This window comes from Pseudomonas sp. TMW 2.1634, assembly GCF_001703595.1.
In the GTDB taxonomy this organism is placed as follows: domain Bacteria; phylum Pseudomonadota; class Gammaproteobacteria; order Pseudomonadales; family Pseudomonadaceae; genus Aquipseudomonas; species Aquipseudomonas fragi.
On record NZ_CP016849.1, the window covers coordinates 2,089,732 to 2,101,535 of the forward strand.

Consider the following 11,804-nt stretch of genomic DNA (forward strand, 5'->3'; position numbering starts at 1 on the left):
ATCAGGCGCAAATACATCGTTTTGAATAGGTCTGGCGGCTGCAGGACCATTAGCAACAACCTAATGAACAGTACCGAAAGTATAGGATAAATCCCGCAATCAGCACCCGAAGGTCCCATACTATTAGAGTGCAACATATTGATACCCGTTGAAAGTCGAGCCGCGAATGATCGCCAATCGGGTTCGACTCACGAGAAGGGATTAAGCGATCTTTCTTGTAGGAATATCCTTAAAATTTTTTATGGAAAACGCCAAACCACTGCAGTCTTTTGTTCTGCCAGCCTGTGACCCCAACACAGGGTTCACACCGACATCAAAAAAACTGCAGCCTTGGCCATCAACTGTCCGTGCACAACCGTTATTGCCAGCCGAACCTGCGAATGTAGAAGCCTTTGACTGCCTGGGTCAGCAGCATGTACGCCAGCAAAATCATCGGCAGGAACACAAAGTACAGCGGCGGCAGCGCCTGCAGCTTGAAGTAGCCCGCCAACGGCCCCATCGGCAGGAAGATGCCCACCGCCATGATCACCCCCGTCATGACCATCAGCGGCATTGCCGCGCGGCTTTGCAGGAACGGGATTTTCGGCGTGCGGATCATGTGCACGATCAGGGTCTGGGTCAGCAGCCCGACCACAAACCAGCCTGACTGGAACAGGGTCTGGTGTTCAGGGCTGTTGGCCTTGAACACGTACCACATCAAGGCAAAGGTCAGGATGTCGAAGATCGAGCTGATCGGGCCAAAAAACAGCATAAATCGCCCTACGTCCGCAGGCTGCCAGCGTTGTGGTTTTTTCAGCATTTCATCATCGACGTTATCGAATGGAATGGCGATTTGAGACACGTCATACAGCAAGTTCTGAACCAGCAGGTGCATCGGCAACATGGGCAAAAACGGAATAAAGGCACTGGCCACCAGCACCGAAAACACATTGCCGAAGTTCGAACTGGCCGTCATTTTGATGTACTTGAGCATATTGGCGAAGGTCCTGCGCCCTTCCAGCACGCCCTCCTCCAGCACCATCAGGCTTTTCTCCAGCAGGATGATGTCAGCCGCTTCCTTGGCGATATCCACGGCACTGTCTACCGAGATGCCGATATCCGCCGTACGCAGCGCCGGAGCATCGTTGATACCGTCACCCATAAAACCCACGACATGGCCGTTGGCCTTGAGCAAGCGCACAATACGTTCCTTGTGCGTCGGCGTCAGTCTGGCAAACACGTTGGTGGTCTCCACGGCCACCGCCAACTGGCTGTCGCTCATGCGCTCAATGTCGTTGCCCATCAGCAAGCCTTGCTGTTCAAGGCCCACTTCACGGCAAATCTTGGCCGTGACCAGCTCGTTGTCACCGGTCAAGACCTTGACCGCAACCCCGTGTTCGGCCAGAGCTTTAAGCGCCGGCGCAGTGCTCTCTTTGGGCGGGTCGAGGAACGCCACATAACCGATCAACGTCAGTGCCTGTTCATCGCTCAGGCTGTAGGTCTCGCGCCCCTCGGTCATGGACCGCGCAGCCACGGCCACCACGCGCAAGCCCTCTTCGTTGAAGGCGGCGGTAACCTGGCGAATACGCGTCAGCAGTTCGTCACTAAGGGCTTCTTCCTGCTCGCCATGACGCACGGTCTTGCACACAGACAGCACTTCTTCGACAGCGCCCTTGCAGATCAACACATGCGGCTTGCCCTGCTCGACCACCACCACGGACATGCGCCGACGGGTGAAGTCGAACGGGATTTCATCAACCTTGCTGAAGGCCGTACCCACGTTCAATTCGCGGTGGACCTCGACGTGTTCCAGCACCGCCACGTCCAGCAGGTTTTTCAGACCGGTCTGGTAGTAGCTGTTGAGGTAGGCCATTTCCAGAACATCGTCAGACTCTTGCCCCCATACATCCACATGCCGGGCCAGAAATATCTTGTCCTGCGTCAGGGTGCCGGTCTTGTCGGTACACAGCACATCCATCGCCCCAAAGTTCTGGATGGCATCAAGACGTTTGACGATGACTTTTTTACGCGACAGAAACACTGCGCCCTTGGCCAGGGTCGACGTCACGATCATCGGCAGCATTTCCGGGGTCAAGCCCACGGCAACCGACAGCGCGAACAGCAAGGCTTCAGTCCAGTCGCCCTTGGTAAAGCCGTTGATAAACAGCACCAGCGGCGCCATCACGAACATAAAGCGGATCAGCAACCAGCTGACCTTGTTGACCCCGGACTGGAATGAGGTTTCACCACGATCCGTCGCCCCGACCCGTTGCGCCAGCGCACCGAAGTAGGTGTTGTTGCCGGTGGTCAACACCACCGCCGTGGCCGCCCCTGAGACCACGTTGGTGCCCATGAACAGGATATTGTCCAGCTCCAGCGGGTTGCTGGTCTGGCTGTCAAACTGACGCGCGAATTTCTCCACCGGCATCGACTCGCCGGTCATCGCCGCCTGGCTGACAAACAGGTCCTTGGCGCTGAGCACCCGGCAATCGGCCGGGATCATGTCACCGGCTGACAGCACGATCAGGTCGCCAGGCACCAACTGCTTGATCGGCAGTTCGATACGCTGCGCGCCCCTGATTTGCCGCGCGGCACCGGAAAACTTGCCGAACATGGGCGAAGTATCGGCACTGAAGTCACGGCGCATTACCGTGGCGGTGTTGCTGACCATTTCCTTGAGCGCATCAGCGGCCTTGTTGGACTTGGCCTCCTGCCAGAAGCGCAGCAAGGTCGACAGCACCACCATCGTGCTGATCACTACGGCGGCCTGAATGTCATCGGTGGCCAGGGAGACTGCTGCGAGCAAGGTCAGCAGCAGGTTGAAGGGGTTCTTGTAGCAATGCCACAGATGCACCCAAGGGCTGAGCGGTTGCTCATGTTCAACCTCATTGAGCCCGTGTTGCTGGCGCAGCGCGTCGACTTCGGCTTCGCTCAGGCCGTCGGTATGGGTGCCGAGGTTGTCGATCAGTACCGCACTGTCACAGTTGGCCGCCACCACCAGGGTTTGGGCCAGCGTCGGCGGCACTTCACGGCTGACCGTGGTGTTGGTCAGGCTGTCGAGCAAGGCCAGCCGCCGGAAGTGCCGGCCGATATGGCGGGTGCGCAAAAAGCCGGCGAAGAATTCTTTCAGGGAGAGTTTCATGGTGCTGCTCCTGCGCCGCCCGCGCTCACCCCATGCAGAGTACCTGCGCAGCCGGCATTGATCTGGGACCGTCGTTCATGGGTTGAATCTCAAGAGCGAGCCAAAAGGCACGCGCATGCAACGTGCTGCGACCTGCCACTGGGGTCACATACACTTGTGTGCCTATAAGTGGACTTGCGCAATCAGGCCGCCACAGCCCGATCAAGATGCCAGCTGCTTATGCGCGACGTGTTGAAGATTAAACCCTGGAAATGTTTGCGTTTTGCAAATCAGGAAGTTCTTCAGGCAGAGTTCAGGTTTATCACTGAAATGTCATGCAGCCTGATTTTCTAGCGCGATTCATGCGTTGTCCCACTGCCGGATACGGATCCGGCAATGCTTCATGGCATTGACGATATGCTTCTCCACGACACTGCGCGACACCCCGAGGCGCTCGGCGATTTCAGGGTGTGACAGGCCTTCGATCTTGCGCAGCAGAAAACACTCGCGACAGGCCGCCGGCAGCTCGGCCAGGGCCTTCTGGATCATGTCCAGGCGCTGATCGTGGTCCATCAGCACCTGGGGCGAGGGGCTGAAAAACCGTTCCTCGCCATCCAGCACCTCCAGGGGCTCGGCCTTGCGCAGGTTGCTGCGCCGGTGGCCATCGATCACCAGGTTGAGCGCTGTGCGATACAAAAACGCCCGCGGTTGTTCGATCGGCTCGTCGCCGACACGCTCCAGCACCCGCACATAAGCGTCATGCACCACATCTTCGGCCGCCTGGGCATTGCCCAGCCTGGCACTCAAAAAGCCCACCAGTTCGCGATAGTAGTTTTCCAACAGAACTCCTGGCCGCAACCGCTGCGGCAACACTCCATGAGTGCGACAACCGATCTAATGGGATAGCGGCGTGATGATGGCACTTTTGCAGATGTAATTTATAGTAATTCTCATATAGATTTAAGCCCCCAAGGCTCGATCACTCCTCACCCTTCGCTACGGCACCCTCGATAGCCTCCGCTTGCGACGGCGATTCATGATTTGCCGTCAAGAGTGCTTTGCTTGAGTAGCGGTTTTTCCCACGGATAAGGACGGGGATACTCAACCTCACTCTTACGCACATCAAGGATGTCACCCATGACAATTCCAGCATTCGGCCTCGGCACTTTCCGCCTCAAGGGCCAAGTGGTCATCGACTCGGTCAACAACGCCCTGGACCTGGGCTACCGCGCCATCGACACCGCGCAGATCTATGAAAACGAAGCAGACGTCGGCCGGGCCATTGCCGACAGCGGTGTGGCGCGTGACGAACTGTTTATCACCAGCAAGATTTGGGTCAGCAACTTTGCCAGCGAGAAACTGATCCCAAGCCTTGAAGAAAGCCTGAAAAAACTGCGCACCGATCACCTGGACCTGACCCTGATCCACTGGCCGTCACCGGACAATGCGGTGCCGGTGGCCGAATTCATGGGGGCATTGCTCGAAGCCAAACAACGCGGCCTGACCCGGCAGATTGGCGTGTCGAACTTCACCATCGCGCTGATGCAAAAAGCCATTGCCGCCGTGGGTGCCGAACACATCGCTACCAACCAGATCGAATTGCACCCCTACCTGCAAAACCGCAAGGTGGTGGAATTCGCCCAGAGCCAGGGCATCCATATCACCTCGTACATGACGCTGGCCTACGGCGAAGTGCTGAAAGACCCGGTAATCATGGCCATTGCCGAGCACCATGACGCTACACCGGCGCAAGTGACCCTGGCCTGGGCCATGCAGCTGGGGTACTCGGTGATTCCGTCATCGACCAAGCGCAGCAACCTTGAAAGCAACCTCAAGGCCTGCGCACTGAAACTGACTGATGGCGACATGGCCCAAATCGCCGCACTGGATCGCGGCCAGCGCCTGACCAACCCGCAAAGCGTTGCACCTGTGTGGGATTGATTCTGCCTGAGTGAAGCCCCCGTAGCAGCTGCCGTAGGAACGAGGCTGCGTTCGGCTGTGAAGCAGTCGTGAAATCAATGGGTGCAGTGTGTCTGATACTCCTTAGAACTCAGCTTTACGACCGCTTCGCGCTCGAACGCAGCCTCGTTCCTACGGCAGCTGCTACGGGTTTGGTTATGTTTACAGGCCAAACCGCTGCAACTGCATTTCCTGCAGCCGGCTCAAGGTGCGGCGAAAGGCAAACTCAAGGTAACCCTGGGTATAGAGCTGATCCATTGGCACCTGCGCCTCAATACATACCGGCACCTTGCGGTCATAGCATTCGTCGATCAAGGCGATGAAACGTCGCACGCTGTCGTCGTATTTGGATAACTGCGGCAGCTCGCGATCCCCCGCCTCGACTTTCACCGCTCCGTCTTCCGTACCCCGGGCGATTTTGCCTTCGCGCTGCTCGGCACTCAGGCACGGCACGTCACTGAGCAACATGACTGTGTAGCGATCACAAATCTCCATAAACTCAGTGGCCGCCAGCGGCTGCTCGCACAATTCATGAAAGTTGCACCACAGCACTGCATCACTGGCCTGCACCACGTTCAGCGAGCGATGGCCCACAGCAATGGGCTGGCCAGACACCGCCTGGCCCTCGGTCAAGGCCCTGAACACCGGTTCTATCGCACTCGGCTGGCCCAGCCCGGTCACCCAATAGCGCTGATGGGCAATGCCGGGATGCAGGCGGTGGTCTTCAATACCGTTCACCGCCACCACCTCCATATGCTTGAGAATCGCGCTGATACCGGGAGCAAAACGGTCACGGTTAAAGCCGTGGCCGTAGAGGTCGTCCGGTGGCTGGTTGGAGGTGCAAACCAGCACCACGCCCTCATCGAACATGACTTGAAACAGACGCCCCAGAATGATCGCGTCGGCAATGTCATTGACGAACAACTCATCAAAACACAGCACCCGCACTTCTGCGGCCAGGCCTTTAGCCAGTGTCTTGAGTGGGTCCGCTGTGCCGGTCAGTTGAAACAGGCGCTGATGCACCCATTGCATAAAGTGATGAAAATGCTGACGCCGGGCCGGCACCTGCAGGCTTTGATAGAACTGATCCATCAACCAGGTCTTGCCGCGCCCCACCGGCCCCCACAAATACACGCCATCGACCGCCTCCACACCGCCGTGCAGGGCCTCGTGGCAACGTTGCAGGGCCTGGACGGCTACCCATTGGGCAGGGTCATGTACAAAGCCCTTGTTTTCGATGGCTTGCTGGTAGGCATTAAGGGGGGACTCGACATTCATACCGATAAGCGGCTCCTGAAGCAGAGCTATCAGTATGCCAGTTCGCACACCCGCCAGGCACTTGAAAAAAAACCGGCCGCCCACACATTGTTACCCATGTGGTAACAGAGCATTTTGCCATCAGCTATTTTTACTTTTATAAAACAGCGTAACCTTGCTCACATGACTTAAACATCTGTTGCACTTGATAGTCCGGTACTTCGTACGCACACGGCCTTAATGTCGTGCGCCGTAACTTCTTCCCGCCTGAACGGCAAATGAAGTCAGTCAGTGTTAACTCTTGATTACTTTAAAGGCCATTTATATGAAAAACCTTATTGCACTCTTTCTCGCCGGTTTTGCCACACTGGCGGTTGCCGGTGAAACGTCCACGGCCCAGCCTTCTCCTGTAGAGCACTACAGTTACGGCACTAAGTTGGATATTGCCCGAGTGGTCAGTTTGTCTGCCATTCCCAAAGTGTGTGAAGTCGTGCCTGCGACCATGGTCTATGAAGACTCCCAGGGCCAGCGCCACACCCTTGAGTACCAGGTAATGGGCGACGGTTGCAGCACCCACTAAAGTTTAATGGTTGCACGCACGGATGCGACCCCAGCCCCCTCTTTGAGGGGGCTTTTTCGTGGCGCAACGTAAAAAGTCGGCGATTGTTACTGATCCGGAAAGACTGCTTGGCAATCTTTTGACTTTAATCAATACCCACTGCGCGTATTCTATGTACATCCCTCAACGCAACATTGAAACAGGGCACGGTACTTCGTGTTACGCCACTTACTCGAAGGCGTAGCAACTTCGACCGCCACCACGGCAATTGAAGTCAGTTATTCGTGATTGTTTTAAGGTCTCATAAATGAAACGTTTGATCGCTCTTGCACTGATTGGCTTTTCTACCTTGGCGGCTGCTGACGAACTTCAGGTTACGCCCCAACAGCAACCCGCCGTCGAGCATTACACTTATGCCACCGACCTGGACATTGCCAAAGTTATCAGCGTGTCACCGGCCGCCGACGTGTGTGAAGTAGTACCGGCACAAATGACCTACGAAGACCACCAGGGCCAGCGTCATATTCTTGAGTACCGCGTGATGGGCAACGGTTGCAGCAACGGCTGATATTATCGCCAGGCGCAACTATCCTGAAAAAGCCCCCGTCTAACGGGGGCTTTTTTGTGGAGGGTATTGCGGGGTACTCTCGACGCAACCCAATGGCAAGGAGCCACCCCTGATGCAGCCACCACCCACCCTCCAGACCCCGCGCCTCATGCTGCAACCCCTGCAGCTCAGCGACGCCCCGGCCATCCAGCAACGCTTTGCCCACTGGCAGGTGGTGCGCTATCTGAATGCCGCTGTGCCCTGGCCTTACCCGGACGATGGCGCATTGAGCTATGTACGCGATGTAGCATTGCCGGCCATGACCCGCGGCGAAGAGTGGCATTGGACGATTCGCCTGTTAGCGCAGCCAGATGAGCTGATTGGCAGCATCAGCCTGATGGATGCCGTCGACAATAACCGGGGGTTCTGGCTGGCACCGCAATGGCAAGGCCAGGGGCTGATGAGCGAAGCCTGCGAAGTGATCGATGCCTACTGGTTCCAGACCTTGGGCCGCGCCGTCATGCGAGTGCCCAAGGCTGCGCCCAATACAGGCTCGCGGCGTATTTCCGAGCGCGGCGGGATGCGTTTGGTGAGCAGCGAGGAGAGCGATTTTGTCAGCGGCAAGTTGACCTGCCAACTGTGGGAAATCACCCGGGAGCAATGGCTGGCGCGGCGGCCAACCTGAGGCGGTAAAACACCCGACCCTGGCAAACATGCGATCAGGGCCGGGTTGAAACGCTCAGTGGGCGATTCGTTTCAGGTAGCGAGAATCAGTCTTTCTTCTCGGATATTACCTTACCGGTCGAATCGAAAATAATTTCGTATTCCAGGCCGTCGACCTTCTTGATGCCTTCGGCTTTCCAGATGCCGGCAGCCGGATCCTGGGCTTCGATTTTCTTGATCACGGTGTAGCCGTTCTTGTCCTTGAGGACTTCGACCAGCTCTTTGGAGAATGCCCAGTTCGGATCAACAGGCTGAGCCATCGCTGCACCGGCACTCAACACAGCAGCAGTAGTGATCACAGCAGCAAAGGTTTTCTTCAACATTGTCTTAACTCCATTAATTGATGTTGCGTCTGGTACTGGATGTGGCTGGAACAACCGTAGCAGAGAAAATCCCCCTCATAGGGCTAAATGACAGGGTTTTGACATGGCTCATGTTCTCGTTGACTCCAGCAGGGGGTTAGAATGCGCAAAACCGGGAAATGCCAATGAGTGAAACACGCTGCACACAAGCGCAATACGATGCCATCACCGAAGCTGCGGCCCAGTGGTGCATGCGTTTACACGAACCCGACTGCACAGCCCGGGAACGTGACGCTTTTGCTGCGTGGCTCAACGCCGCCCCTCTGCACGCGATTGAATATGAAGCCATGCTGGAGATCTGGGGGGTCAGTGAACATCTGTCACGCCCGGCCCCCGCCCCGGCCCAGGTGACTGGCTGGCCGCGCCCGGCCCGGCGCAGCCGCTGGCAACGCTATGCCGTGGCCGCCGCCGTGACCCTGCTGGCCATCCCTGTGGCAGCCTACAGCGGCTGGCAACTGGGCTGGCTGCCCAATGCCCATGAACGCTACAGCGCTGACGCCAGCACCAGGACCGTAACCCTGCCCGATGGCAGCCAGGTCGAACTCAACCTGGGCAGCCAGCTGACCTTCAGTAATTACAAGGATCAGCGCCGTGTAACCCTGGGCAAGGGCGAGGCCTTTTTCAAGGTCAGCCACGATGCGGCGCACCCGTTTCTGGTGCAGGCGGCAGAAGGTCAGGTTCGCGTCACAGGCACCCAGTTCAATGTATGGATGTATGAAGACCAGGTGCGGGTCACGCTGCTCGAAGGCTCGGTACTGGTCACCAGCAACAAGCGCCTGAGTGGCGATGGCCTGCGGCTGGAGCCTGGCATGCAGGCGCGTTACAAGGCGGGGGATTACGCCGCGCAAATCAGCCCGACCGCGGCGGTCAGCTCCGAACTGGCCTGGCGCAGCGGCAAGCTGGTGCTGGATAACCTGGCGCTGGCTGACGCCCTGCCCCTGATCAACCGCTACCTTGATTCCCCTCTCTCCCTGGCAGACAGCGCCACCGGCAAACTGCGTATTGGCGGCGTGTTCAATACCCGGCAAATCGACCGTCTGGTGAGTTCCCTGCCCAAAGTGCTGCCGGTTAACCTGAGCCGCAATGCCGAAGGTCGAACGGTGCTGGGCAGCCGCGCGCCCCTCTAGAACATCAGGGTACGGCCCTGCCCATTAAAAAAATTTAATAAACGCTTAAAACCCCCGGCCACACTGATCGCGAACGCGATTGAGACTAATTCACGACAAAATTTCTACATTTGAATGTTCATGATTTCTGTCGCTCATTCGTCTAGTTAAGTAAGAGCATTTTTTTCTTTTCCTGATCAGGCTCTGAAAAGGAGTTTTTTGCATGCATAACCAGCACATACCAACGGATGGTAGAAACCCGCTTCGCGAAGCCGCTTTTCAGCCCGATCCCGGGCTGCTGGAAGCGCTCGCGCCCTTGCAAGGCAACGAGCGGATCCGCCACTTGCTCAAGTGTTTCGGGCTGCGTACCAGCCTGGTGCGGCTCAAGGTCATCGATGCGCTGCTGACGGCTGCCGGCAATGATCGCCGGCTGGGGGTGCGCGGCATGCACAGCCACCTGCAGGCACTGGATATCCCGCTGTCGTTCCTGAGTGTGCGCGAGGTGCTCAAGCGCTTGTGCAGCGAAGGGGTGGTGGTGCTCAACAGTGACAAGAGCTACAGCCTGCATCCACAGGCTGAAGCGGTGTTGACCGGCAAGATCGAGGCTTAGATCTTGGTTTTGCGGCGCATCACGCCATTGATCACGACCACGATCACGGCCACGCCGATGGCGACGTACTGGAACATTTTCTCGGTGATCATGCCGGCGTTTTGCATGTACGAAAGACCAAACATGATTCCCAGAACCACCAGTGAAATCAAAATCGAGTATTTCAAGCGCTGCGAAGGGGTCATAACCTGTTCCTGAAAGTAAGTCTGAAAACGAAAGCCAACAAATATGTCCGGCTCTCGGAGATAAATTGAAACATTCGGGGTCTCATCTTACAGCCGGGGCAGTTTTTTAGCTGCCACCGGCTTAAACCTTGAGGATCCTCACATGTTACGTCGAGTCACCAGGCTGGTTCCGTTAGTGCTCATCCTGGCCATGAGCGGATGCGTGTTTTTCCCGGGCCACGGATGGCATGACGGTCACCGCTATCATGATGGCGGCCCAGGTTACTACCACCGCTGATGAAACACTCCGAGCCTGCCCCCGGGCTCGGATCAACGTCTGAAGCCGCTGCCCGGCCGGGCACACAAGTCTACCAGCCAGTCGACAAAAACCCGCAACCGCGGTGACAGTTGTCGATGCTGCGGATACAACGCAGTCAATGCCAGGCGCGGCGCCAGGCAGTCACTGAGCACTTCCTGCAAGCGACCTTCACGCAGCAGTTGCGCCGCATGGTAATGGGGCGTTTGCACCAGCCCGTACCCCGCCACACAGGCCGCCAGGTAACCCTCGGCACTGTTGACCGCTAGCCGCTTGGGCAAGTCGAGCAGGCGCACGCCGTCGTCGGCCTGAAATTCCAGCCCGTAGCGCTTGCCCGACACGCTGGAAAAGTACTCCACCACCTGATGCCCGCTCAAGTCGTCGAGCGAGTGTGGCACGCCGTGGGCCTGCAAATACGCGGGGCTGGCGCATGTCACCTGATCCATCTGCACCAGAGGCCGCGCCACCAGCGAATCGTCCACGGTCAGGCCGGCACGAACCACGCAATCCACCCCGTCACGAATCAGGTCGACCGGGCGGTCATTGAGGCCGATTTCCAGCTCTATCTGAGGGTAACGGTCGGTGAATTCGGGCAGTGCTGGCAACACCACCAGGCGGCCCACCGCAGCCGGCATCTCGACCCGCAGGGTGCCCTTGGGCTGGCGGCTCCTGAATACCCCCTCGGCTTCTTCCAGATCTGCCAGCAGGCTGACGCAACGCTGGTAATACGCGGCACCGTCCAGGGTCGGGCTGACCTGGCGCGTGGTGCGATGCAGCAGTTGCACGCCCAGGTGTGCTTCCAGTTGCTTGATCATTACCGTGACCGACGCGCGAGGCAATTGCAGGCTGTCCGCGGCCCTGGCAAAACCGCCCAGCTCAACGATACGGGTAAACACCAGCATCGCGTTGAAACGGTCCATAGCCCCTCCATTGTTAAGAAAATCTGAACAGTGATGGTGCTTTTACCCGGTTCATCTTGCCACTGTCCAGATTAAGCATAGACCTGCACCCACTCAGCAGCACTGCGCCAGCTCGGTATCAATGGCCCGCAGGCCAGCGCACCAGGCGACACAAGTGGCTGGAAAAGCAAGTGCCGGGGCT

At 57.6% G+C, this 11,804-nt stretch carries 12 protein-coding genes; 6 read left to right on the forward strand and 6 right to left on the reverse strand.

What is annotated here, in order from left to right:
• Positions 1-358: 358 nt before the first annotated feature.
• Together mgtA and BFC21_RS09975 are read right to left on the reverse strand one after the other, a co-directional pair.
• Complete coding sequence (gene mgtA / locus BFC21_RS09970) at positions 359-3,121, reverse strand: magnesium-translocating P-type ATPase (protein ID WP_088377814.1); 2,763 nt, start codon at positions 3,119-3,121, stop codon at positions 359-361.
• A 339-nt stretch (positions 3,122-3,460) separates the two neighbouring features.
• Positions 3,461-3,940 (reverse strand): sigma-70 family RNA polymerase sigma factor, encoded by a 480-nt coding sequence (locus tag BFC21_RS09975; RefSeq protein ID WP_088377815.1) that lies wholly within the window; start codon positions 3,938-3,940, stop codon positions 3,461-3,463.
• 297 nt (positions 3,941-4,237) lie between these two features.
• On the opposite strand from BFC21_RS09975, the gene dkgB reads away from it, so the two are divergent.
• Positions 4,238-5,041, forward strand: coding sequence for a 2,5-didehydrogluconate reductase DkgB (gene dkgB / locus BFC21_RS09980; protein WP_088377816.1), 804 nt, complete (start codon positions 4,238-4,240; stop codon positions 5,039-5,041).
• Between the two features lie 180 nt (positions 5,042-5,221).
• Here the strand turns inward: dkgB and zapE are convergent, their stop codons facing one another.
• Positions 5,222-6,337 carry a cell division protein ZapE gene (zapE, locus tag BFC21_RS09985; protein WP_120266021.1) on the reverse strand — a complete coding sequence of 372 codons (1,116 nt, stop codon included), beginning with the start codon at positions 6,335-6,337 and terminating at the stop codon, positions 5,222-5,224.
• A gap of 304 nt (positions 6,338-6,641) precedes the next feature.
• Here zapE and BFC21_RS09990 point away from each other — a divergent pair, with 304 nt between their 5' ends.
• The 3 genes from BFC21_RS09990 to BFC21_RS10000 all read left to right on the forward strand — a co-directional run bounded on the left by BFC21_RS09990 (position 6,642) and on the right by BFC21_RS10000 (position 8,107).
• Positions 6,642-6,896, forward strand: coding sequence for a DUF2790 domain-containing protein (locus BFC21_RS09990; protein ID WP_088377818.1), 255 nt, complete (start codon positions 6,642-6,644; stop codon positions 6,894-6,896).
• A gap of 286 nt (positions 6,897-7,182) precedes the next feature.
• Positions 7,183-7,443: a DUF2790 domain-containing protein gene (locus BFC21_RS09995; protein WP_016782371.1), complete on the forward strand. Its 261-nt coding sequence runs from the start codon at positions 7,183-7,185 to the stop codon at positions 7,441-7,443.
• Positions 7,444-7,555: 112 nt separating this feature from the next.
• On the forward strand, positions 7,556-8,107 hold the full coding sequence (locus tag BFC21_RS10000; RefSeq protein WP_095004438.1) for a GNAT family N-acetyltransferase: 552 nt from the start codon (positions 7,556-7,558) through the stop codon (positions 8,105-8,107).
• Positions 8,108-8,192: 85 nt separating this feature from the next.
• On the opposite strand, the gene BFC21_RS10005 is transcribed toward BFC21_RS10000, so the two are convergent.
• The gene (locus BFC21_RS10005) at positions 8,193-8,468 is read right to left on the reverse strand and encodes a PepSY domain-containing protein (protein ID WP_088377819.1); all 276 of its coding nucleotides are present in this window, start codon (positions 8,466-8,468) and stop codon (positions 8,193-8,195) included.
• Between the two features lie 164 nt (positions 8,469-8,632).
• Between BFC21_RS10005 and BFC21_RS10010 the strand changes: the two genes are divergently transcribed.
• Positions 8,633-9,634 (forward strand): FecR family protein, encoded by a 1,002-nt coding sequence (locus tag BFC21_RS10010; RefSeq protein WP_120266022.1) that lies wholly within the window; start codon positions 8,633-8,635, stop codon positions 9,632-9,634.
• A 202-nt stretch (positions 9,635-9,836) separates the two neighbouring features.
• Complete coding sequence (locus tag BFC21_RS10015) at positions 9,837-10,223, forward strand: fe2+ zn2+ uptake regulation protein (protein WP_088377820.1); 387 nt, start codon at positions 9,837-9,839, stop codon at positions 10,221-10,223.
• Here the strand turns inward: BFC21_RS10015 and BFC21_RS10020 are convergent.
• Complete coding sequence (locus tag BFC21_RS10020) at positions 10,220-10,408, reverse strand: hypothetical protein (protein ID WP_019828355.1); 189 nt, start codon at positions 10,406-10,408, stop codon at positions 10,220-10,222. The two genes, BFC21_RS10015 and BFC21_RS10020, sit on opposite strands and share 4 nt — an antisense overlap.
• Positions 10,409-10,717: 309 nt before the next feature.
• Positions 10,718-11,623, reverse strand: a complete 906-nt coding sequence (locus BFC21_RS10025; protein WP_120266023.1) for a LysR family transcriptional regulator — start codon at positions 11,621-11,623, stop codon at positions 10,718-10,720.
• Positions 11,624-11,804 lie beyond the last annotated feature (181 nt).

What these genes read in the sequence shown, in the direction of transcription:
- BFC21_RS10020 (WP_019828355.1), bottom strand. Translation starts at nt 10,408, where the DNA reads ATGACCCCTTCGCAGCGCTTGAAATACTCGATTTTGATTTCACTGGTG.
- BFC21_RS09990 (WP_088377818.1), top strand. Translation starts at nt 6,642, where the DNA reads ATGAAAAACCTTATTGCACTCTTTCTCGCCGGTTTTGCCACACTGGCG.
- mgtA (WP_088377814.1), bottom strand. Translation starts at nt 3,121, where the DNA reads ATGAAACTCTCCCTGAAAGAATTCTTCGCCGGCTTTTTGCGCACCCGC.
- BFC21_RS09995 (WP_016782371.1), top strand. Translation starts at nt 7,183, where the DNA reads ATGAAACGTTTGATCGCTCTTGCACTGATTGGCTTTTCTACCTTGGCG.
- BFC21_RS10005 (WP_088377819.1), bottom strand. Translation starts at nt 8,468, where the DNA reads ATGTTGAAGAAAACCTTTGCTGCTGTGATCACTACTGCTGCTGTGTTG.
- BFC21_RS10025 (WP_120266023.1), bottom strand. Translation starts at nt 11,623, where the DNA reads ATGGACCGTTTCAACGCGATGCTGGTGTTTACCCGTATCGTTGAGCTG.
- zapE (WP_120266021.1), bottom strand. Translation starts at nt 6,337, where the DNA reads ATGAATGTCGAGTCCCCCCTTAATGCCTACCAGCAAGCCATCGAAAAC.
- BFC21_RS10000 (WP_095004438.1), top strand. Translation starts at nt 7,556, where the DNA reads ATGCAGCCACCACCCACCCTCCAGACCCCGCGCCTCATGCTGCAACCC.
- BFC21_RS10010 (WP_120266022.1), top strand. Translation starts at nt 8,633, where the DNA reads ATGAGTGAAACACGCTGCACACAAGCGCAATACGATGCCATCACCGAA.
- BFC21_RS10015 (WP_088377820.1), top strand. Translation starts at nt 9,837, where the DNA reads ATGCATAACCAGCACATACCAACGGATGGTAGAAACCCGCTTCGCGAA.
- dkgB (WP_088377816.1), top strand. Translation starts at nt 4,238, where the DNA reads ATGACAATTCCAGCATTCGGCCTCGGCACTTTCCGCCTCAAGGGCCAA.